Source organism: Cribrihabitans marinus, assembly GCF_900109035.1.
GTDB classification, from domain to species: domain Bacteria; phylum Pseudomonadota; class Alphaproteobacteria; order Rhodobacterales; family Rhodobacteraceae; genus Cribrihabitans; species Cribrihabitans marinus.
In genome coordinates this window covers 91192-113387 of record NZ_FNYD01000009.1, presented here as the reverse complement: position 1 = coordinate 113387, position 22196 = coordinate 91192, and the positions used below count along the sequence as shown (strand labels likewise).

At 67.0% G+C, this 22196-nt stretch carries 22 protein-coding genes; 15 read left to right on the top strand and 7 right to left on the bottom strand.

The features are described 5' to 3' along the window. From BMX57_RS15575 to BMX57_RS15555, 5 genes are read left to right on the top strand one after another with little or no spacing between them, the layout of a single operon-like run. Positions 1-1620 (top strand): AMP-binding protein, encoded by a 1620-nt coding sequence (locus BMX57_RS15575; protein WP_092369146.1) that lies wholly within the window; start codon positions 1-3, stop codon positions 1618-1620. After that, positions 1617-2456, top strand: coding sequence for a tryptophan 2,3-dioxygenase (gene kynA / locus BMX57_RS15570; protein WP_092369143.1), 840 nt, complete (start codon positions 1617-1619; stop codon positions 2454-2456). The genes BMX57_RS15575 and kynA overlap by 4 nt, the downstream gene beginning before the upstream one ends. A 2-nt stretch (positions 2457-2458) precedes the next feature. Continuing rightward, positions 2459-3652 carry a kynureninase gene (gene kynU / locus BMX57_RS15565; protein WP_092369140.1) on the top strand — a complete coding sequence of 398 codons (1194 nt, stop codon included), beginning with the start codon at positions 2459-2461 and terminating at the stop codon, positions 3650-3652. Between the two features lie 10 nt (positions 3653-3662). Beyond that, entirely contained in the window at positions 3663-4070 is a 408-nt protein-coding gene (locus BMX57_RS15560; RefSeq protein WP_092369137.1) for an acyl-CoA thioesterase, read from the top strand. Continuing rightward, positions 4067-4471 carry a RidA family protein gene (locus tag BMX57_RS15555; protein ID WP_092369134.1) on the top strand — a complete coding sequence of 135 codons (405 nt, stop codon included), beginning with the start codon at positions 4067-4069 and terminating at the stop codon, positions 4469-4471. The genes BMX57_RS15560 and BMX57_RS15555 overlap by 4 nt, the downstream gene beginning before the upstream one ends. A gap of 22 nt (positions 4472-4493) precedes the next feature. Here the strand turns inward: BMX57_RS15555 and nagA are convergent, their stop codons facing one another. From nagA to BMX57_RS15535, 4 genes are read right to left on the bottom strand one after another with little or no spacing between them, the layout of a single operon-like run. Beyond that, positions 4494-5633 carry an N-acetylglucosamine-6-phosphate deacetylase gene (nagA, locus tag BMX57_RS15550; RefSeq protein WP_092369131.1) on the bottom strand — a complete coding sequence of 380 codons (1140 nt, stop codon included), beginning with the start codon at positions 5631-5633 and terminating at the stop codon, positions 4494-4496. Continuing rightward, positions 5630-6658 (bottom strand): SIS domain-containing protein, encoded by a 1029-nt coding sequence (locus tag BMX57_RS15545; RefSeq protein WP_092369128.1) that lies wholly within the window; start codon positions 6656-6658, stop codon positions 5630-5632. Before BMX57_RS15545 ends, nagA begins: the two co-directional genes overlap by 4 nt. Positions 6659-6669: 11 nt before the next feature. Further along, on the bottom strand, positions 6670-7425 hold the full coding sequence (locus BMX57_RS15540; RefSeq protein WP_092369125.1) for a GntR family transcriptional regulator: 756 nt from the start codon (positions 7423-7425) through the stop codon (positions 6670-6672). Further along, the gene (locus BMX57_RS15535) at positions 7422-8300 is read right to left on the bottom strand and encodes a glucosamine kinase nucleotide-binding domain-containing protein (RefSeq protein ID WP_092369122.1); all 879 of its coding nucleotides are present in this window, start codon (positions 8298-8300) and stop codon (positions 7422-7424) included. The genes BMX57_RS15540 and BMX57_RS15535 overlap by 4 nt, the downstream gene beginning before the upstream one ends. Before the next feature lie 159 nt (positions 8301-8459). On the opposite strand from BMX57_RS15535, the gene BMX57_RS15530 reads away from it, so the two are divergent. The 10 genes from BMX57_RS15530 to BMX57_RS15485 all read left to right on the top strand — a co-directional run bounded on the left by BMX57_RS15530 (position 8460) and on the right by BMX57_RS15485 (position 18491). Beyond that, complete coding sequence (locus BMX57_RS15530) at positions 8460-9356, top strand: N-acetylmuramic acid 6-phosphate etherase (RefSeq protein ID WP_229724262.1); 897 nt, start codon at positions 8460-8462, stop codon at positions 9354-9356. Between the two features lie 33 nt (positions 9357-9389). Beyond that, positions 9390-10643, top strand: coding sequence for an ABC transporter substrate-binding protein (locus BMX57_RS15525; RefSeq protein ID WP_092369119.1), 1254 nt, complete (start codon positions 9390-9392; stop codon positions 10641-10643). Positions 10644-10713: 70 nt separating this feature from the next. After that, positions 10714-11628, top strand: coding sequence for a carbohydrate ABC transporter permease (locus BMX57_RS15520; RefSeq protein ID WP_092369116.1), 915 nt, complete (start codon positions 10714-10716; stop codon positions 11626-11628). Between the two features lie 10 nt (positions 11629-11638). Continuing rightward, positions 11639-12478 (top strand): carbohydrate ABC transporter permease, encoded by an 840-nt coding sequence (locus BMX57_RS15515; RefSeq protein ID WP_092369113.1) that lies wholly within the window; start codon positions 11639-11641, stop codon positions 12476-12478. Then, the gene (locus BMX57_RS15510; RefSeq protein WP_092369111.1) at positions 12475-13509 is read left to right on the top strand and encodes a Gfo/Idh/MocA family protein; all 1035 of its coding nucleotides are present in this window, start codon (positions 12475-12477) and stop codon (positions 13507-13509) included. The genes BMX57_RS15515 and BMX57_RS15510 overlap by 4 nt, the downstream gene beginning before the upstream one ends. Beyond that, positions 13506-14501: an ABC transporter ATP-binding protein gene (locus BMX57_RS15505; RefSeq protein ID WP_092369108.1), complete on the top strand. Its 996-nt coding sequence runs from the start codon at positions 13506-13508 to the stop codon at positions 14499-14501. The genes BMX57_RS15510 and BMX57_RS15505 overlap by 4 nt, the downstream gene beginning before the upstream one ends. Before the next feature lie 82 nt (positions 14502-14583). Then, positions 14584-15246 carry a paraquat-inducible protein A gene (locus tag BMX57_RS15500; RefSeq protein ID WP_229724261.1) on the top strand — a complete coding sequence of 221 codons (663 nt, stop codon included), beginning with the start codon at positions 14584-14586 and terminating at the stop codon, positions 15244-15246. Next, a complete protein-coding gene (locus BMX57_RS15495) occupies positions 15213-15848 on the top strand; it encodes a paraquat-inducible protein A (RefSeq protein WP_092369102.1) in 636 nt (211 codons plus the stop codon). Before BMX57_RS15500 ends, BMX57_RS15495 begins: the two co-directional genes overlap by 34 nt. After that, positions 15845-17929 (top strand): PqiB family protein, encoded by a 2085-nt coding sequence (locus tag BMX57_RS15490; RefSeq protein WP_177175477.1) that lies wholly within the window; start codon positions 15845-15847, stop codon positions 17927-17929. Before BMX57_RS15495 ends, BMX57_RS15490 begins: the two co-directional genes overlap by 4 nt. A gap of 1 nt (position 17930) precedes the next feature. Beyond that, positions 17931-18491 (top strand): PqiC family protein, encoded by a 561-nt coding sequence (locus BMX57_RS15485; RefSeq protein ID WP_092369099.1) that lies wholly within the window; start codon positions 17931-17933, stop codon positions 18489-18491. Here the strand turns inward: BMX57_RS15485 and BMX57_RS15480 are convergent. From BMX57_RS15480 to oppB, 3 genes are read right to left on the bottom strand one after another with little or no spacing between them, the layout of a single operon-like run. Continuing rightward, positions 18488-20107, bottom strand: a complete 1620-nt coding sequence (locus BMX57_RS15480; protein ID WP_092369321.1) for an ABC transporter ATP-binding protein — start codon at positions 20105-20107, stop codon at positions 18488-18490. The two genes, BMX57_RS15485 and BMX57_RS15480, sit on opposite strands and share 4 nt — an antisense overlap. 13 nt (positions 20108-20120) lie before the next feature. Then, complete coding sequence (locus BMX57_RS15475) at positions 20121-21251, bottom strand: ABC transporter permease (RefSeq protein WP_092369096.1); 1131 nt, start codon at positions 21249-21251, stop codon at positions 20121-20123. Beyond that, on the bottom strand, positions 21244-22161 hold the full coding sequence (oppB, locus tag BMX57_RS15470) for an oligopeptide ABC transporter permease OppB (protein ID WP_092369093.1): 918 nt from the start codon (positions 22159-22161) through the stop codon (positions 21244-21246). The genes BMX57_RS15475 and oppB overlap by 8 nt, the downstream gene beginning before the upstream one ends. Between the last annotated feature and the right edge of the window lie 35 nt (positions 22162-22196).

Here is a 22196-nt window from a genome sequence, read left to right as displayed (position 1 = left end):
ATGCTCAGACCTTCGGCCCATACCGACACGTTCACCCGCGACAACCTGCCCGCGCCTGAGACCTGGCCCGACCTGCTGCTGGACGGGTTCGACTATCCCGACCGGCTGAACGCCGCGGTGGAACTCACCGACCGCATGGTCGAGCGCGGCCTGGGCGATCACACCGCGCTGATCGGCAATGGCCGGCGGCGCACCTACAAGGAACTGGCCGACTGGACCAACCGCCTGGCGCATGTGCTGGTCGAGGATCTGGGCGTGAAGCCCGGCAACCGCGTGCTGATCCGCTCGGCCAACAACCCGGCGATGGTCGCCTGCTGGCTGGCCGCGACCAAGGCGGGCGCGGTGGTCGTCAACACCATGCCGATGCTGCGGGCGGGCGAGCTGCGCAAATACGTGGAGAAAGCCGAGATCACCCATGCGCTGTGCGACACGCGGCTGATGGACGAGCTGGCCAGCGCGGCCAAGGACAGCGCTTTCCTGAAAACGGTGGTGGGCTTCGACGGCACCTCGAACCATGATGCAGAACTCGACCGGCTGGCGCTGGAGAAATCCGTTCTGTTCGACGCGGTGGACACCGCACAGGACGACGTGGCGCTGATCGGCTTCACCTCGGGGTCCACCGGCGACCCCAAGGCCACGATGCATTTCCACCGTGATCTGCTGATCATCGCAGACGGCTATGCGCGCGAGGTGTTGGATGTGCAGCCCGACGATGTGTTCGTCGGCTCGCCGCCGCTGGCCTTCACCTTCGGGCTGGGCGGGCTGGCGATCTTTCCGCTTCGCTTCGGGGCGGCGGCGACCTTGCTGGAGAACGCCTCGCCCCCCAACATGATCGAGATCATCGAAACGTATCGCGCCACGGTCTGTTTCACCGCCCCCACCGCCTATCGCGCGATGCTGCGGGCGATGGACGAGGGCGCCGACCTGACCTCGCTGCGGGCCGCCGTGTCGGCCGGCGAAACACTGCCCGGGCCGGTCTATGACGAGTGGATGGAGAAGACCGGCAAGCCGATGCTGGACGGGATCGGCGCGACGGAACTGCTGCATATCTTCATCACCAACCGTTTCACCGACCACCGCCCCGCCTGCACCGGCAAGCCGGTCAAAGGCTACGAGGCCAGGGTGATCAGCCCGGACGGAGCCGGGATGCCACCCGGAGAGCCTGGCCGGCTGGCCGTCCGCGGCCCCACGGGTTGCCGTTACCTGCGTGGCGAGAAGCAAAACGAATATGTGCAAGACGGCTGGAACATCACCGGCGACACGTTCACGATGGATGCCGACGGCTATTTCCACTTTGCCGCGCGCAACGACGACATGATCCTGTCCTCGGGCTACAACATCGCGGGACCCGAGGTCGAGGCGGCACTGCTCAGCCACCCGGCGGTGGCGGAATGCGCGGTGATCGGCGCCCCCGATCCCGAGCGCGGCGCCATCGTCGAGGCGCATGTGGTGCTCGGCGCGGGCGAGGTGCCGGGCGACGAGATGACCCGCCGCCTGCAGGAGCATGTGAAAGCCGAAATCGCCCCGTTCAAATACCCCCGGAAAGTGGTGTTCACCAAGGCGCTGCCCAAGACCGAAAGCGGCAAGATCCAGCGCTTCAGGCTGAGGCAGGCGCCATGAGCGAGAAACCATATGACCCCGGTGCCGAGGGCGCCAAGATGGGCTTTGCCGATGCGATGTCCTATGGCGACTACCTGCATCTCGACACCGTACTGTCGCAACAGCATCCGCTGAGCGACGCGCATGACGAGATGCTGTTCATCATCCAGCACCAGACCAGCGAATTGTGGATGAAGCAGATCATCCACGAGATGACCGCCGCGCGGGCCGCCCTGACGGGTGAGGATCTGCCGCGCATGTTCAAGGTGCTGGCGCGGGTTTCGCGGATCTTCGAGCAGCTCAACAACGCCTGGGATGTCCTGCGCACCATGACTCCGGCGGATTACACCCGGTTCCGCGAGGCGCTGGGCCCCTCCTCGGGGTTCCAGTCGCATCAATACCGGATGATCGAGTTCGTGCTGGGCAACCGCAACCCCAACATGCTCAGGCCGCATGAACACCACCCCGCGGCGCATGCGGCTCTGCAGGCCGAACTGGCGCGGCCCAGCTTCTACGACGAGGTGGTGCGCGTCCTGTTCCGCATCGTCGACGGCGCCGAGGGTGACATGCCCGCGCCCCAGCTCGAGACACCGCACCAGGCGCGGCCGGAGATCCAGGCGCGCTGGAAAATCGTATACGAAGATGTCGACAGGTACTGGACCCTCTATGACCTGGCCGAAAAACTTGTCGATCTCGAGGATTACTTCCGCCGCTGGCGCTTCAACCATGTCACCACGGTGGAACGGGTGATCGGGTTCAAGCGCGGCACCGGCGGCACCAGCGGCGTGCAATACCTGCGCCGCATGCTGGAGGTGGAGCTGTTTCCCGAACTCTGGCACCTGAGAGGAGAATTGTGACCATGCCCACTTCGCTTCCCCGCAAGGATCTGTTCGATCTGCCCGAAGGGGTGATCTATCTCGACGGCAACTCGCTGGGTCCGCTGCCGATCGGCACCGCCGAACGCGCCGCCGAGGTGATCGAGGCCGAATGGGGCTGCGAGCTGATCCGCGCCTGGAACAGCGCCGGCTGGATGGACCTGCCGCGCCGGGTGGGCGACCGGATCGCCGGGCTGATCGGCGCGCCCGCAGGATCGGTTGCCACCGGCGACACGCTGTCGATCAAGGTCTATCAGGCGCTGGCCGCATCGCTCCGGATGCGCCCCGACCGGCGGGTGATCCTGTCGGACAGCGGCAACTTCCCGTCCGACCTCTACATGGCGCAGGGGCTGATCGGCACCATCGACAAGGGGTACGAGCTGCGCACGCCCGCCCCCGAAGACGTGGCCGACGCCATCACCGAGGATGTGGCCGTGGTGATGCTGACCCATGTGGATTACCGCTCGGGGCGGATGCACGACATGGCCGAGATCACGCGGCGCGCGCATGCGGCCGGTGCGGTGATGATCTGGGACCTGGCGCACAGCGCCGGCGCGGTGCCCGTCGACATCGCCGGCAGCAATGCCGAATTCGCCGTCGGCTGCAGCTACAAGTATCTCAACGGCGGCCCCGGGGCGCCCGCCTTCATCTATGCCCGGCCCGATATCGTCGAGAGCATCGAACCCGCTTTGTCCGGCTGGCTGGGCCACGAGGCCCCGTTTGCGATGGAGCCGGGGTATCGCCCGGCCATGTCCACCGAACGGCTGCGTGTCGGCACGCCCTCGGTGGTGCAGCTTGCGATGCTGGACCGGGCGCTCGATGTCTGGGACGGGGTGGACATGGCCGACCTGCGGGACGCATCCGTCGCGCTGAGCGAGCTGTTCATCGCCGAGGTCGAGGCCCGCTGCCCCGCGCTCACCCTCGCCTCGCCGCGCGATCCGCAGCAGCGCGGCAGCCAGGTCTCGTTCGCCTTTGCGCAGGGCTATGCCGCCATGCAGGCGCTGGTCGCGCGCGGCGTGATCGGCGATTTCCGCGCCCCCGACATCATGCGCTTCGGCTTCACCCCGCTCTATCTGGATGCCGGGGATGTGCGCCGGGCGGCGGAGATCCTTGAAGATGTGATCGGGCAGGAGCTGTGGCGCGACCCGGCCTACCAGACCCGCTCGCGCGTGACCTGAGGGGGCGACGATGCATTTCCGCATGCCGCAGAAGGTGACATTCAAATATTGCGATCCGGCGGGGATGGTGTTCTATCCGCGCTATTTCGAGATGATCAACGACGCCATCGAGGCGATGTTCGACGCGGTGCTGGGCTGGCCATTCGAAGAGATCCACAAGGACCGCTCGGTTCCGACCGCAGCCATCGAGGTCCGCTTCGACGCACCCAGCCGCCACGGCGATCTGTTGCACCTGGACCTGACGCTGATGCGCATCGGCCGCACGAGCATGGCCCTGCAGTCACAGGCGGCCTGCGCGGCGGAAACGCGGTTCCGGGCCGAGCAGACGCTGGTCTGCGTCGGGCCGGACGGGCGTCCCGAGCCTTGGCCGGACCCGGTTCGCGACAAGGTGACGAAACTGCTGGAGGGCAGGCCATGAATCCCAAGACCATCCACCCCGAAGGCTGGGCCCCGGCGCTGGGGTATTCCAACGGCATGTTGATGCCGGACGGCACGCTGCATATCGGCGGGCAGATCGGCTGGACCCGCGACAAGGTGTTCGAGGCGCGGGATTTCATCGGCCAGATGGAACAGGCCCTGCGGAATATCGCCGAGATCGTCCGCGCCGCGGGCGGTGACGTGACCGATGTCGGTCGGCTCACCTGGTTCGTGACGGACAAGGCCGAATATCTCGCCCACCAGCGCGAGATCGGCCAGGCCTATCGCCGCGTCTTCGGCAAGCATTTCCCCGCCATGTCCCTGCTGGTCGTGCGCGACCTGGTCGAGGATGACGCGCTGATCGAGATCGAGGCCACCGCCTATATCGCGGCCGAAAGCTGAGGGCGCGGATCGCGGCAGCGTCTTATGTCAGCGGCACACAACCGCTCAGGTCGCGCCGGATCCGGATCAGGTCGGCTGGCGTGCCGGGCATCAGACGCCCCGCACCCGTCGTCAACCCGGCCACATCGGCGGGCACCGACGTGGCCGCCGCAAGCGACTGCCGCAGATCCAGCCCCACCTCGCGCGTGAGAACCCGGATCGCGGTGGTCAGGTCCAGGTCGGCCCCGGCCAGGGTGCCGTCCTCCAGCGTCAGCCGCCCCTGAGCGCGGCGCACTGTCCGCCCGTTGAGGGCAAAGGCCTGCTGATCCGTCCCGGCCGGCGCCATCGCGTCGCTGACCAGGAAGATGCGCCCCGGCCCGGTCTTGGCGGCCAGCGCCACGCGCATTGCCTGGGGATGAACATGGATACCGTCGGCGATCAGCCCGGCCGAGAGGTCCGGACAGGCCAGTGCCGCGCCGACCAGTCCCGGTTCGCGATGGCCCAGCGGACTCATCGCGTTGAACAGATGCGTGACGCAACTCGCGCCGGCGCGGGCATAGGCCATGCAGGTGTCGAATCCGGCGTCGCTGTGGCCCAGGGACACGACCACGCCGGCCGCCGTCAACGTGGCGACCTGTGCGGGCGTCACGTTCTCGGGCGCCAGCGTCACCATCAGGGCCGGCAGGTCCGCCGCGGCGGCGAAGATCCGGTCCAGATCCGCCTGACCCATCGGGCGGATCAGCGTCGGGTCATGCGCGCCCTTGCGCGCCACCGACAGGTGCGGCCCTTCCAGGTGCAGGCCGGCGATGCCGGGAACGCCCTGCCGCACTGCCTCCACCGCCGCCGCAATCGCGGCTCGGGTCCGTTCCGGCGTGTCGGTGATCAGGGTCGGAAGGATGCTGGTCGCGCCCAACCGGCGATGCGCCGCGGCCATCCGCGCCAGGGTCTCGACCTCGGGCGCGTCGTTGAACATGATCCCGTCGCCGCCATTGACCTGCAGATCGACATAGCCCGGAGACAGGATGTCGCCCTCCAGATCGACGATGTCGCCGCGATCCCCGGCCTCTGCCTCGGGCAGGATCTCGGCCACACTCCCGTCGACCACGCGCACCACATGCCCGGCCAGAAGCCGCGCGCCGTCAAAGATCGCCCCGCCGCGATAGGTGCAGCTGCGCCCGCTCATACGGTTTCCGTTACTTTGCGCAGATGGCGCGGCGTGTCGGGATCGATCCCGCGCCGGCGCGCAACCTGTTCCACCATCGCATAGAAGGACACGATTCCCGAAATCGGGTCGGTCAGCCAATGGTCGGTGCGCTCATGCGGCAGGCGCCTGGCGCCGCCCGGCTCATCCGAGGTGACGAAGACCTGCGCACCCTTGGCGGCCAGCTGGTCGGCCACGCCTACCAGCGAGGCCTCGGCGGCGTCACGCGCGGCGAAGGCGATCACCGGGAACCCGGCCTCGACGATCGAGACCGGGCCATGCAGCACCTCGGCCGAGGAATAGCTCTCGGCATGGATCTGGCAGGTCTCCTTGAACTTCAGCGCCGCCTCGTTCGAGATCGCCCAGGACGGGCCGCGCCCCAGGGTAAAGAGGGAACCGCCCTTTATCGCATCCGCCGCCTCCGACCAGTCGCAGCGCGTGGCACGCTCCAACGCCTCGGGCAAGGCCCGGATCGCCGCCAGCAACTCGGCGTCGCCCTTCCATTCCGCCAGCAGCCACAGACCCGAGACCAGCGAGGTCACGAAGGTCTTGGTGGCCGCGACGCTGCGTTCGGGGCCGGCATGGATGTCCAGCGTGGCCGACGCGACCCCGGCCAGGGGCGAGGCCGCGTCGTTGGTGATCGCGACGGAGTAGGCGCCGCTGGCAGTTGCCGCCTCGGTCATGCGCACGATGTCGGGGCTTTGCCCGGATTGCGAGACCGACAGGCACACCGCCCCCGGCACCCGCAGGGTGGCGCCATAGATCGACGCGACCGACGGGCCGACCGAGGCCATCGGCAGGCCCAGAACCAGCTCGGCGGCATATTTCAGATAGGTGCAGGCATGATCCGACGACCCGCGCGCGACCGAGATCAGATGGGCGGGATCGCGCGCGGAGATCTCTGCCGCTGTGGCCGAAACCGCCTCGCCGTCCCGGCTCAGCAGCCGGTCCACCGCCACGGGGATCTCCTCGATCTCGCGGCGCATCTGGGTTTGTTTGGGTGTCATCGGGAACCTCGTCAGTTCGACAACCGCAGTTCCGCCACGAAATCATAGGCGTCCCCGCGATAGATGGATTGGGTGAATTCGGCCACGCGCCCGCTGTCCAGGTAGGAGGTGCGCTGGATGCTCAGCCCGGCGGCGCCGACCGGCACGTCCAGCAATTCCGCCTCGGTCTCGGCCAGGTTTTTGGCCGAGATCTTCTGGATCGCCCGATTGGGACGGACCCCGCCGCGTTCCAGCACGGCATAGAGCGACGTCGTGACCTCCAGCGGGTTGGGCAGGATGTCGAGCGGCAGGGCGGCCCGTTCCAGCGCCATCGGCCGTCCACCGGCCGTGCGCAAACGGTAGATCCGCGAAACGGATTCGCCCGCGGGCAGGCCCAGCGCGACGACCTCCTCGGGCGAGGGCATGAAAACCCCGCGTTCCAGCCATTGCGATTCGGTCTCCATGCCGCGGCGGCGCATGTCCTCGGTGAACGAGGTGAGATGCGACAGCGACTGTTCGACCTTCTCCTCGCGTTCGCGCACGAAGGAGCCCGAGCCCTGCACCTGGACGACGGCGCCCTTGCGCACAAGTTCATGGATCGCCTTGCGCACGGTGACGCGGGACAGTTCGGTCAGATCCGCGATCTCCCGCTCGGGCGGCAGCGAGCTGTTGGGGGCGAGAAGGCCGCTTTCGATCGCCTCCTCCAGCCGCCGCCGCAACTGCACGTAGCGCGGTCCCGCCTCTCGGTTCAGCCATTCGGCCGGGCGCAGGAACTCGGCCATGGTCATGCCGCGCGCTCCTTCGCGAAGGCCTGGGCAAGGGCGATGGCGCCGTCGATGGGCTGGCCCAGCGGCGGTGTCACGGCCGCGCGCATGTCGTCCGGAAGGCAGTCGGCATAGGCCGGCCCCAGGCCGCCGGTCAGGCACAGCGGCATGCCCTGCCGCCAGCCCATCGCGCGCAGATCCGCCGCGATGCAGGCCGCCCCGCGCCGCAGGATGTCGCGCGCAGCCCCATCACCCGATGCCGCGTGCCGGGTCACGGTTGTCGCGAACGCAGCGATCTCGGCCGGGCCGGCCTGCGTGGCCATGGCGACGATTTCAGCGCCGGATCCGAGCCGGTCCAGCAGTTCGGCGGTCATCGCGCCCTGCGGCGCCAGACCGTCCAGCGCCCGCAATGTGTGGGCCAACGCCGCGCGCCCGACCCAGAAGGCCGACGCCTCGTCGCCCAGCACCGATCCCCAGCTGCCGGCCAGACGGGCGCGGCCGCCATCCTGCACGGCGAGAAAGGCACCGGTGCCACAATGGGCGATCGCGCCGTCGGCCGCGCCGACCGCGCCGCGCAAGGCACTCGGGCGGTCATCCTCGACCGTCACACGCTCAAACGGCAGGGCCTCGCAGACACGCCGGGCCATATCGGCGCCAGTCACGCCGGCCAGCCCCAGATAGGCCGGCAGGCCACTCAGCGCGGCCAGTTCAACCTCGGACCGGGCGGCCAACTGGTCCAGACCGTCGCGGATGGCCCGGATCGCGCCATGAAAATCCGACGTGACATTGGCCGGACCGACCTCGACCCTCAGCACGCGGGACGCATCGGCCAGCGCCAGGCGGCAGCGCGTTCCGCCGCCGTCCACGGCGATCACAGCAGAGTCCAATCCAATCATCATGTAAATACCTTTATACTACCTATTTTGATTTCGAAAGACCTAAACAGGACCAAAATCAAGATTTACGGCCCAAAACGAGTCCAGACTTGGCTCAGGGAATAGATGGTAGACAAATGGTATCTAATAGGTATGATCTAGTCAGCACCCGGGGAGAATCACGTGCCGCTGCCGAATACCGAAATGCCACATCACGACGCCAAGGGCCTGGACACGCGCCCCCTGCGCGACGCGGCGCAGTCCCTTGCGCAGGCCCAGGCGGCGGCCGCGCTGGCCCCGATGGAGGCGGGCGCGGCGATCTGCGCCGGCGCCCAGGCCATGGCGCGGACGCTGCGCGACGGAGGGCGCCTGTGGTATGCCGCCGCCGGCTCATCGGGCCTGATGGCCGCCGCTGACGCGATGGAACTTGGCGGCACGTTCGGCATCCACGCCAACCGGATCCGGATCCTCATGGCCGGCGGGCTGCCCCGTTCGGCCGAGATGCCGGGCGACACCGAGGACGCCAGCGGCGTCCTGCCCGCGCAGATGGCGGACCTGACAGCGGCCGACACGGTGATCGCGGTCTCTGCAAGCGGCACGACGCCATTCACGCTTGCAGCCGCCGAACGGACCCGCGCATGCGGTGCGACACTGATCGGCATCGCCAACAACGCCGACTCTGCGCTCCTGCGCTGCAGCGACCACCCGATCCTTCTGGCGACCCCGCCAGAGGTGATCCCCGGCTCGACCCGCATGGGCGCCGGAACCGCGCAGAAGATCGCGTTGAACATGCTCTCGACCCTGATGGCGCTGGAGCTTGGCCACATCCATGACGGGATGATGGTGAACCTGCGTGCCGACAACGCCAAGCTGCGCGCCCGCGCCGCCGGGATTGTCCGCGCCGTGACCGGCGCCGACGACGCGGCCGCCGCCGCCGCGCTGGAAACCACCGGCGGCGAGGTCAAGCCCGCCGTGCTGATCGCGGCCGGCGCGGCTTCGGAGGAAGCCGCCCGTGCCCTGCTGTCCGAAAATGGCGGCCGGCTGCGGCCGGCGCTGCACATGCTTGCGACACGAACCTGACGACAGATGAATAAACCAAACGGGAGGACCAAAATGAAACGCAACTTCATGCTGATCGCGCTGGCGACCACGGCCCTGACGGCCAGCGGCGCCGCCGCACAGGACGTCACGCTGACCATCGAAAGCTGGCGCAACGACGACCTGGCCCTGTGGCAGGACAAGATCATCCCTGCCTTTGAGGCGGAACATCCGGATATCAAGCTGAACTTCACCCCCTCGGCCCCGGCCGAATACAACGCGGTGCTGAATTCCAAGCTCGATGCCGGTTCCGCGGGCGACCTGATCACCTGCCGCCCCTTCGACGCCTCGCTTGCCCTGTATGAGGCCGGCCACCTGACCGATCTCTCGGACCTCGACGCCATGTCGAACTTCTCGGACGTGGCAAAATCCGCCTGGCAGACCGACGACGGGCAGGCCACCTTCTGCGTGCCGATGGCCAGCGTCATCCACGGCTTCATCTACAACAAGGACGCCTTTGCGGAACTCGGCCTGGAAGAGCCGCAGACCGAGGACGAGTTCTTTGCCGTGCTCGACAAGATCAAGGAAGACGGCAGCTATACCCCGATGGCGATGGGCACCAACGACCAGTGGGAAGCCGCCACCATGGGCTACAACAACATCGGCCCCAATTACTGGAACGGCGAGGAAGGCCGCCAGGCGCTGATCGCGGGCGAGCAGAAGCTGACCGATCCGCAATGGGTCGAGCCCTATGCCACACTGGCGAAATGGGCGCCCTATCTGGGCGACGGTTTCGAGGCGCAGACCTATCCCGACAGCCAGAACCTGTTCACCCTGGGCCGGGCCGCGATCTATCCCGCCGGCAGCTGGGAGGTCTCGGGCTTCAACGCGCAGGCCGATTTCGAGATGGGCGCGTTCAAGCCGCCGGTGAAGGCCGCGGGCGACACCTGCTACATCTCGGATCACACCGATATCGGCATCGGCATGAACGCCGCGACGGAACATCCCGAGGCCGCGCGCACCTTCCTTGCCTGGGTCGCCAGCCCGGAATTCGCCGAGATCTTCGGCAACGCGCTGCCCGGCTTCTTCCCGCTGTCCAGCACGCCGGTCGAAATCCAGGACCCGCTGGCCAACGAGTTCGTCAGCTGGCGCGAGGAATGCGAGTCGACCATCCGCTCGACCTACCAGATCCTGTCGCGCGGAACGCCGAATCTGGAGAACGAGACCTGGGGTGCGTCGGCGGCAGCGATCAAGGGCACCGCGACGCCCGAAGAGCTGGGCCAGAAGCTGCAGGACGGCCTGGCCAGCTGGTACGCACCGCAGCAGTAAACCCGCCACTCACGGCTGCAACCTTCCCGGGCGGGTCATCCGCCCGCCCGGGACATGATCGGAGAGTCCCATGCAAAAGCCCCGCTTCCGCTGGCATCTTGTCGTGTTCCTCGCCCCGGCGGTACTGGTCTACACGGCAGTGATGATCTTTCCGCTGTTCAACACGTTGCGCCTGGCGCTCTACAGCAAGGTCGACCAGGAACGCGTCTTTGTCGGCCTGCAGAACTTCCAGACGCTGTTCGGCGATCCCAATTGGGCACCCGCCTTCTGGAACGCCTTGGGCAACAATTTCTGGTTCTTCATCGTGCATATGCTGGTGCAGAACCCCATCGGCGTTGCGCTGGCCGCCATCCTCAGCCACCCGCGCCTGCGCTTCGCCGCGCTCTATCGCTCGGCCATCTTCATCCCCACGATCCTCAGCTTCGTGATCGTGGGCTTCGCCTGGAAGCTGATCCTGTCACCGATCTGGGGCATCGCGCCATCGATGCTGGACGCGGTGGGGCTGAAGTCGCTGTTCGCGCCCTGGCTGGGCAAGGAGGAATACGCGCTGACCACGCTGGCGCTGATCTCGGTCTGGCAGTTCGTCGGCATCCCGATGATGCTGATCTATGCCGCGCTCCTGTCGATCCCCGAAGAGATCCTGGAGGCCGGCGAGATCGACGGCGTCACCGGCATCTCTGCCTTCTGGAAGATCAAGCTGCCGCTGATCCTGCCCTCGATCGGGATCATCTCGATCCTCACCTTCGTGGGCAATTTCAACGCCTTCGACCTGATCTATGCGGCACAGGGCGCACTGGCGGGGCCGGATTTCTCGACCGATATCCTGGGCACCTTCATGTACCGCACCTTCTTCGGCTTCCAGCTGCAGCTGGGCGATCCGCATATGGGTTCGGCCATCGCGGGGGCCATGTTCGCGATCATCCTGGTGGGTGTGTGCATCTACCTCTTCGGCATCCAGACCCGGATGCGCCGCTATCAGCTGTGAGGTCCGAGCGATGAACCAAGCCCGCGCAAATCCGCTGAACAAGTTCGCCATGCATGGCGCGCTGATCCTCTACACGCTGATCGCGCTGTTTCCGGTCTTCGTGATCCTGATCAACAGCTTCAAGACCCGCAAGGCGATCTTCCGCGAGCCGCTGGCCCTGCCCGATGCCGAGAGCTTTTCGATGATCGGCTACCAGACAGTGATGAAACAGGGGGATTTCTTTCTCTACTTCCAGAATTCGCTGATCGTCACCGTCGGCTCGCTGTTCTTCGTGCTGCTGTTCGGCGCCATGGCGGCCTTTGCGCTGGCCGAGTACCGCTTTCGCGGCAACATGGTCATGGGGCTTTACCTGGCGCTCGGGATCATGATCCCGATCCGCATCGGCACGGTCGCAATCCTCGAGATGATGGTGGCCACGGGGCTGGTCAATACGCTCTGGGCGTTGATCCTGGTCTACACCGCGCAAGGATTGCCGCTGGCCGTCTTCATCCTCAGCGAGTTCATGCGGCAGGTGAGCGACGATCTGAAGAACGCCGGCCGCATCGACGGGCTCAGCGAATACACGATCTTCTTCCGCCTGGTGCTGCCGCTGGTGCGGCCGGCAATGGCAACCGTGGCGGTTTTCAACATGATCCCGATCTGGAACGACCTGTGGTTCCCGCTGATCCTGGCGCCGGCGGAAGAGGTCAAGACCCTGACCCTGGGCAGCCAGGTCTTCATCGGCCAGTTCGTCACCGACTGGAATGCGGTCCTGTCCGCGCTCAGCATGGCGATCCTGCCGGTGCTGGTTCTCTACGTCATCTTCTCGCGGCAACTGATCCGCGGCATCACCTCGGGAGCTGTGAAATGACCCGTGTCCTGATCGCCGGCCTCGGCAATATGGGGCTGAGCCACGCGCTGGCCCATCACCACCACCCGGATGCGCAGATCGTCGGGTTGGTCAACCGCTCGGGCCGGGTCGATCACCCGGACCTGGCCGGCTATCCGGTCTTCACCGACTTCCATGCCGCGCTGGCCGAGACCCGGCCGGATCTGGCGGTGATCGCCACCTATTCCGACAGCCATGCCGATTTCGCCTGCGCGGCGATGGAGGCAGGCGCGCATGTCTTCGTCGAGAAGCCGCTGGCCACCACCGTCGAGGATGCCGAGCGCGTGGCCGCGATGGCCCGCGAGACCGGACGCAAGCTGGTGGTGGGCTATATCCTGCGCCACCACCCGTCATGGATGCGCCTGATCGACGAGGCACGCACGCTGGGCGGGCCTTACGTGTTCCGGCTGAACCTCAACCAGCAAAGCTCGGGCGCCGAATGGGAGACCCACAAGGCGCTGATGCAGACCACCAGCCCGATCGTCGATTGCGGCGTGCATTACGTGGACGTGATGTGCCAGATCACCGATGCCGAGCCTGTGCGCGTACATGGCATGGGCCTGCGCCTTTCCGACGAGATCGCGCCGGAAATGTACAACTACGGCCAGTTCCAGGTGGTCTTTACCGATGGTTCGGTCGGCTGGTACGAGGCCGGCTGGGGCCCGATGATGTCGGAGACCGCGTTTTTCGTTAAGGATATCGTCAGCCCCAACGGATCGGTGTCGATCACGGACGGCAACAAGGGCGCGTCAAGCGACGTTGACGGCCATACCCGCGTGGGCGGCATCCTGGTCCACACGCCCGCGGGCGACCGCCGGATCGACATGCAAGACGAACCCGGCCACCAGCAGCTCTGCGATGCCGAGCAGGCCTATATGCTGCGCGCCATTGCCGAGGATATCGACCTGACCCGCCACGTGCAGGACGCGGTGCAATCGCTGCGCATCTGCCTGGCCGCCGACCACAGCATCCGCACCGGCGCGCCCGTCACCTTTCCGAGGAGCCAGTCATGACCGCCCTGTCGTTGAAATCCGTGAACAAGTCCTTCGGCAACGTGCATGTGCTCAAGGATATCGATCTCGAGGTCGAGGATGGTGAATTCGTGGTCTTCGTCGGCCCCTCGGGCTGCGGCAAGTCCACACTGCTGCGCGTCATCGCCGGACTTGAGGACGCCAGTTCCGGCGAGATCCGCATCGGCGGCGATCTGGTCAACCTGACCCCGCCCGCCCGGCGCGGCATCGCAATGGTATTCCAGAGCTATGCGCTCTACCCGCATCTGAACGTGCGCGGCAACATGGCGCTGGCGCTCAAGCAGGAACGCCAGCCTAAGGCCGAGATCGAGGCCCGCATCGCCGAGGCCAGCCGGATGCTGGGCCTGGGCGACTATCTCGACCGCTACCCCTCGGAACTCAGCGGCGGGCAACGCCAGCGGGTCGCCATCGGCCGCGCCATCGTGCGCCAGCCCAAGCTGTTCCTGTTCGACGAACCGCTCAGCAACCTCGACGCGGCGCTGCGCATGAATACGCGGATCGAGATCGCCAACCTGCACCGGGCGCTCGACGCGTCGATGATCTATGTCACCCATGACCAGACCGAGGCGATGACGCTGGCCGACAAGATCGTCGTGCTCCGCGACGGCCGCGTCGAACAGGTGGGCAGCCCGATGGATCTCTACAACAATCCCGCCAACCAGTTCGTCGCGGGCTTCTTGGGCGCGCCGTCGATGAATTTCCTGCCCGCCGAACTGGTCCAGCCCGGCGACACGCGCACCCTGGGCCTGCGCCCCGAGGCGCTCTATGTCGCCGAGGACGGCGCGCTGCGCGGCGATGTCACCCATGTCGAGCGCCTGGGCGGCGACACCAACGTGATCGTGCGCACCCCGGCCACACCGATCACCGTGCGCCTGTTCGGGCAGCACCCGGTCTCTGTGGGTGACGAGCTGCGGCTGGGCTATGACGCGGCAAATGCCTATTATTTCGATGGCGAGGGCCGCCGCAGCGCCTGAGGCCCTTTTACATGCCGGCGGTGATCCCCTAGATATGGACGGCGGCGCGAGACGCGCGCGCGCCAGTCACGAGGATCGACCGTTGCCGCAAGACCGCCCATCCCGCGGCCTGCCCGAAGGCGCCGCCCTGCAGCCCGAGGGGCTTGTCGCCTGCCCGGTCTGCGACGCGCTGCACCGCGAGGCGGACGTGCCGCCGGGCGCGCAGGCACGGTGCCACCGCTGCCACACGGTCCTGTTCGCCCCGCATCTGAACGCGATGACGCGGATCGTCATGCTGGCGGCGACGGCGGCCATTCTGATGGTGGCCGCCGTCTTCTTTCCGTTCCTGGAAATCGACGCCAGCGGGCTGCACAGCCGCAGTTCGGTCTTCGACGCGATCATGGCGTTCTCGCGCGGCATCATGCTGCCGCTGTCGGTTGCGGTGGCGGCGCTGATCGTGGTGTTGCCGCTGGTGCGGTTCGGGGCCATCGCCTATGCGCTGACGCCGATGGTATTCGGCTATCCGCCGCCCCGCCACGCCGCCGCCGCGATGCGCTGGGCCGAGGATTCGCAGCCCTGGGCAATGGCCGAGATCTTCGTCGTCGGGGTGGCCGTGGCGCTGGTCAAGGTGGCCGGGCTGGCCCACGTGACCCTGGGCCCCGCCTTCTGGGCCTTTGTCGCGCTGGTTTTGGTAACGGTGTTGAAGGACAACATCATGTGCAAGTTCACGATATGGAAAACGCTCGAAGAACGCAGACCCTCCTGACCGCGCGCCGCGCCGGCCTTCTGGGCTGCCGGCGGTGCGGCGCGGTGCATGCCGCCGGCACCGCGGGCTGCCGGCGCTGCGGCTCGGCGCTGGCCAGCCGCGATGCGACCAGCCTGCAACGGGTCTGGGCCTGGTGGCTGGCCGGGCTGCTGGCCTATATCCCGGCCAATATCTACCCGATGCTGCTGACCTCGACCTTCGGCAACACGCTGGAGAACACGATCATCGGCGGTGCGATCGAGCTGTTCCAGCACGGATCCTATTTCGTCGCCGGGGTCGTGATCTTCGCCAGCGTGATGATCCCCATCGGCAAGTTCATCGCCATCGGATACCTGGCCCTGACGATCGACCATCCGGGCACCGCACGGGGGCTCGAGCGCCAGCATCTCTACGAGGTCGTCGAGTTCATCGGCCGGTGGTCGATGATCGACGTCTTCGTGGTAGCGATCCTCGCGGCGCTGGTGCAACTGGATTTCGTGGCGACCATCAACCCCGGGATTGCAGCGGTCTGTTTCGCGCTGTCGGTTGCATTCACGATGATATCCGCCCAGAGTTTCGATCCCAAGTCCCTCTGGGACGCCTACGAGGCTGACGATACGTGACCGACCCGACACCGGCAGACCTGGACATCGCGCCGCCGCGACGCGCTTTCTGGCGCAACCTCTCCTTCGTGTGGGTGGTTCCGGTGCTGGCGCTCATGGTGTCGCTCGGCCTGGCCTGGCAGACCTATGCCGACCGCGGGGTCCTGATCGAGATCACGTTCAACTCCGCCCAGGGCGTCACGCCCAAGGAAACGACGCTGCGCTACCGCGACGTCAGCATCGGTCAGGTCGAGGACGTGACCTTTTCCCCGGATCTCAGCAAGGTCGTGGTGCAGGCCCGCGTCGACAAGAACGTGGCCCCCTTCCTGGACCAGGAGGCGACGTTCTGGATCGTCAGCCCGCAGGTCAGCGCGCGGGGGATCACCGGGCTCAGCACCGTGCTGTCGGGGGTCTATATCGAAGGTGCCTGGGACCAGGAGGTCGGCGTGCCGGCAACACGGTTCGTCGGCTCGGACGGGCCGCCACTGGTGCAGCCGGGCCGCCCGGGCAAGCGGATCACCCTTCTGGCCGAGGACGGCCGCCTTCTGTCCGAAGGCGCGCCGGTCTATTTCCACGGGGTCCGGATCGGTCGGCTGGAACAGCCGCGCCTCGTGGTCTCCTCCGATGCCGTGGTGGTCGACGCCTTTATCGAGGCGCCGCATGACCGCCGGCTGAACACCGCCACCCGCTTCTGGGACACGTCCGGTTTCGATGTCTCGTTCAGCAGCGCCGGTCTCAGCGTCGAGTTCGAGAGCATCTCGGCCCTGGTTGCCGGCGGCGTGAAGTTCGACTCGGTCTACGAGGGCGGCACTCCGGTCAAGCCGGGCCATGTCTTCACCGTCTATGCCGACGAGGCCGAGGCCCGCCGCAGCCTTTTCGCGGGCACCAACGAGGCCGCGGTCGAGGTCGGAGCCGCCTTCGGCGAGTCGGTGACCGGCCTGGAGCCGGGGGCGACCGTGCGACTGAACGGGCTGAACGTGGGCGAGGTGGTGGCCATCCAGGCCAATATCGAGGAAACCGAGTTCGGACCCGAACTGCGGCCGCTGGCACGGCTGTCCATTCTGCCTGAAAGCCTGGGCCTGCCGCGCGGGGCCGACCGCGACGACGTGCTCGATTTCCTCGAGGCAGCGGTGGCCAAGGGCCTGCGCGCGCGCCTGGCCACGACAAGCCTGTTCAGCAGCGCGCTGGTGGTCGAACTGGTGGAGCTGCCGGATGCTGATCCAGCCACGTTCCAGCGCGATTCCGAGCCGCTGCCGCTGGTGCCCAGCGTGACTTCGGACCTTCCCGATTTCACCGCCACCGCGCAGGGTGTCCTGGAGCGGATCAACGAGCTGCCGATCGAGGATCTGATCGAACAGGCCACCGCGGTCATGGCCAGCGCCGAGGCGCTTCTGCGCCGCGACAGCACCGTCGCACTGCCCGACAATGTGTCGGCCCTTCTCACGGACACGCGCGCGCTGATCAACGCGCCCTCGACCCAGGCCTTGCCGGGCGAGCTGCGCGACACGATCGCCGAGCTGCGCGCCGTCGTGACCGATCTCCGCCAGGGGGGCGCGACCGAACGGCTGATCTCGACCCTGGAACAGGCCGACCGGATCGCCGCGAACCTGGCTACGGCCTCGGACGGGGTGCCGGAGCTGATCGAGGAACTGCGCGCCGTGGCCGAGAAGGCCAACGCGCTGCAGGCCGAGGAACTGGTCACGGCCGCCCGGCAATTGCTGGAAAGCGCCGACGCGGTGGTCGACAGCGACGCCACCCGCGCCCTGCCCGCGTCGCTCAACGCGGCGCTGGACGAGGTGCGCGGCGCGCTGGCCGACCTGCGCGAGGGCGGCGCGGTCGAGAACGCCAATGCCACGATGGCCTCGGCCCGCGACGCCGCCGACGCGGTGGCCCGCGCCTCGAAAAGCCTGCCCGAGCTTTCGGCGCGGCTGGACCGGCTGATCGCCCAGTCCGAGGGGCTGCTGGCCACCTATGGCGCGCGCTCCTCGTTCAACGATGAGACATTGAGCGCCCTGCGCGAGATCCGCGACGCCGCCCGCGCGGTCAGCCAGCTGGCGCGCAGCATCGAACGCAACCCGAATTCCCTGTTGATCGGACGCTGACATGAGTTTCCTGCGAGCCCTCGTCCCCCTGCTGGTCCTGCTGGCCGCCTGCGCAGACAATTCCGCGCGATTCCAGCTCGACCCGCCCGCATCCGCCGCCCAGCGGCAGGCGCGGGTCTCGACGGTCGAGGTGCGCGACGTGTCGCTGCCCAGCTATGCCGCGGCGCAGGAGATCGTCAGCCAGCAGCCGGACGGCGCGCTGCGCGACGTGCCCGACAGCCTGTGGGCCGACGATCCGGTGCGTGGCGTGACCCTGGCCCTGGCGCTGGCGCTGGACGACCGGTCGAGCGCCACCGTCGCGGCCGAACCCTGGCCGCTGGCCGATCCCGCCCAGGTGCGGGTGGATGTCCGGGTGGAACGGATGCTGGCGGCCGCGGACGGCACTTTCGCGCTGGCCGGGCAGATGGCGCTGGCCTCGCCCGACGGGGTTCTGCGCGAGAGGCTGGAGCGGTTCGACATCCGGGTGCCGCTGACCGGCACCGACCCCGCCGCCATCGCGGACGCCGGCGGGCGGGCGATCTCGGCCCTGGCGGACCGGATCGCCCAGGCGCTGGCCCGCTAGGCCAGCTTCTCGCGCAGGATCCCGCGCAGGTCGAAGGCTGCGCGCATCAACTCGTGGGTATAGGATGCGCGCGGGTTGTCGAACACCTGTTCGGTCTGGCCCTCTTCGACCACCGCGCCGTCCTTCATCACCATCACGTAATCCGACAGCGCCCGCACCACGGCCAGGTCGTGGCTGATGAACAGGTAGGACAGCGCGTGTTCCTTCTGCAGCCGCCGCAGCAGTTCGATCACCTGCTTCTGCACCGACCGGTCCAGTGCCGATGTCGGCTCGTCCAGAACGATCACCTTGGGCCGAAGCACCACCGCGCGGGCGATGGCGATCCGCTGCCGCTGACCGCCCGAGAACTCGTGCGGGAAGCGGTTGCGCATCGACGGCTCCAGCCCGACATCCTCCAACGCCTGCGCCGCGCGCTTGGCGCGCTCCTTGGACGACAGGCCCGGCTCGTGCACCAGCAGCCCCTCGGTGATGATCTCGCTGACGGTCATGCGCGGTGACAGCGATCCATAGGGGTCCTGGAACACCATCTGAAGCCCGTCGCGATAGGGTCGCATCCCCTTGCGGTCCAGCCCGCCGATCTCGTGCCCCAGGTAGACCACGCGCCCCTCGGCCGGCAGCAACTGCAGCAACGCCCGACCCAGCGTCGATTTGCCGGATCCGCTTTCGCCGACGATGCCGATGGTCTGTTCCTGGCGCAGCGCCACGTCGATCCCGCGCACGGCGGTGAACTGTGTGTCCTTGCGCAGGAAGCCCGCCGGCTGGCCAAAGGTCACCTTGACGCCGTGCCCTTCCAGCATCACCTGTGCGTCCTGTGCCGGCGCCGCCTTGGTCCCCGACGGCTCGGCATCCAGCAGCATCCGAGTATATTCGGTCACGGGCGCGTTGAAGATCTGGGCGGTTTCGCCCTCCTCCTCCAACTTGCCGTGGCGCATCACATAGACCCGGTCGGCGAATGCCTCGACGATGCCAAGGTCATGGGTGATGAACAGGATCGACATGCCCAACCGCTTCTGCAGGTCCGCCAGCAGGTGCAGGATCTCGGCCTGGATCGTCACGTCGAGCGCCGTTGTCGGCTCGTCCGCGATCAGCAGGTCGGGATCGTTGGCCAGAGCCATGGCGATCATCACCCGCTGCCGCTGCCCGCCCGACAGCTCGTAGGGATAGGCCTTCATCTTGCGCTCGGGTTCGGGGATCTGCACCAGCTTCAGCAGCTCCAGCACCCGCGCGCTGGCTTTGCCGCGCGACTTGCCGCCATGGATCATAAGCGGCTCGCACAGCTGATCCTCGATCGTGTAGAGCGGATCGAGCGAGGTCATCGGCTCCTGGAAGATCATGGTGATCTTGGCGCCGCGGATCTTGTTGAGCTTGTCGGTGGGCAGGTTCAGGATCTCCTGTCCGCGATAGCGCACCGAACCGGTGGCCTGCCCGTTCGAGGCCAGAAGCCCCATGGCCGACATCATCACCTGGCTCTTGCCGGATCCGCTTTCGCCGACCACGGCGACGGTCTCGCCCTGGCCCACACGCATCGACACGCCGCGCACCGCCTCGACCGCCCCGTCGGGCGTGTCGAAGGTGACGCGGATGTCGTCGATTTCCAGAACGGGTTCTCGGGTCATCTGCGTCTCCATCTCAGCGGTCCTTGGGATCGAGCGCATCGCGCAGCCCGTCGCCCAGGAAGTTCAGCGCAAACAGCAGCACGGTCATCGTCGCCGCCGGATAGAACAGCATGAAGGGCGCGTTGCGCATGTTCTTGGCGCCTTCCGAGATCAGCACGCCCAGCGAGGTCAGCGGCTCCTGCACACCGAGGCCCAGGAAGCTGAGGAAGCTTTCCAGCAGGATCACCTTGGGGATCAGCAGGGTCATGTAGATGATGACCGTCCCGGCGGTGTTGGGAATGATGTGGCGCTTGATGATCGACCCGCTCGAGACGCCCATCGCCTCGGCCGCCTGCACGAATTCGCGTCGCCGCAGGCTGAGCGTCTGACCCCGGGTGATCCGCGCCATGTCCAGCCATTCGACCGCGCCCACGGCCAGGAACATCAGCACTAGGTTTCGCCCGAAGAACACAACCAGAAGGATCACGAAGAACACGAAGGGCAGCGAATACATCACGTCCACGAACCGCATCATCACGTTGTCGATGCGGCCGCCGACGAAGCCGGCCGTGGCGCCATAGGCCACCCCGATCACCAGCGCGACGGCCGTGGCCAGCGCGCCGATCATCAGCGAGATGCGCAACGAGATCAGGATGCGCGAGAACAGGTCGCGCCCGTTGGCATCCGTGCCCATGATGAAATAGAGTTCCTGCACCGAAGCCTCCATCATGCCCTTCTTGGGATCGGCGGCATCGATGGTCAGTTCGGCATTCGAGAACACATCCGACCGGTCGAGATAGCGCGAGATGCGCGGGTCCAGGTCGCGGCTATCGCTCGAGACCGGGATGCGCACCTTGCCGTCTTCGACCTCGATGCCGCCCAGGTCGACACGCGCCCGTCGCAGGGCGGATTCGGCGGCGGGGATGACCTGTTCGGCCTGCGGATAGGGTTGCAGCGAGGGCCGCACCTTGACGAATTCCGGGTAGACCTCGGAATAGGAATGCGGTGCCACCAGCGGGCCGAAGGCCCCGGCGATCGCCAGCACGATCAGCACGACGATCGAGGCCATCGCGGCCTTGTTGCGCTTGAGGCGCAGCATTGCGGTGGCCCAGAGCGAGCGGCTGGTATCGGGCCGCGGGGCGGTATCAATTGGCATATCAGTCATAGCGCACCCTCGGGTCGAGAACGGCGTAAAGAAGATCGACGATCAGGTTGAAGACGACGACGAAGATGGCGACGATCACAACCGTGCCCATCACCAGCGTATAGTCTCGGTTGAGCGCGCCCTGAACGAAGTAGCGCCCGATGCCCGGCAGGTTGAACACCTGCTCGACCACGATCGAACCGGTCAGCAGCGCCGCCGCTGCCGGTCCCAGATAACTGATCGCCGGCAGGATCGCCGCCCTGAGGGCGTGCTTTACCACCACCATCCGCGCCGGCAGGCCATAGGCGCGCGCGGTGCGCACATGGTCCGACCGCAGCGCCTCGATCATCGAGCCGCGAATGAGGCGCGTGACCACGGCGACCTGCGGCAGGGCCAGCGCGATCACCGGCAAAAGCATCTGGTTCCAGTTGCCCCAGCCCTGCGCCGGCAGCCAGCTCAGCATCACCGCGAAGACCAGGCTCAGCACCGGGGCCACGACGAAGTTCGGCACCGTGATGCCGAAGGTCGCCACCGCGATCACGCCGAAATCGGTGCGGGTGTTCTGCCGGAGCGCCGCCATCGAGCCCAGCAGGCATCCCAGCACCAGCGCCAGCACCAGAGCGGTCGCGCCAAGCTGCATCGAGATCGGCAGACCTTCGGCCAGGATCTCGTGCACGCGCTTGTCGCGATAGATGAAGGACGGACCCATGTCGCCCTGGAACAGGTTGCCGAGATAGATCGCATATTGCTGCCACAACGGCTTGTCGAGGCCGAAGGTGGCGTTGAGGTTCGCCATCACCGTGGCCTCGAGCGTGCGCTCCTGGTCGAACGGGCCGCCGGGCGCGATGCGCATCATGAAGAAGGCTGCGGTGACGATGATGAATAGCGTCGGAATGGCGGACAGAAGCCGCCTGAGTGCATAGCTGAGCATTGGATCGCCGGTGGGATGTGCGTGAAAATGCGGCG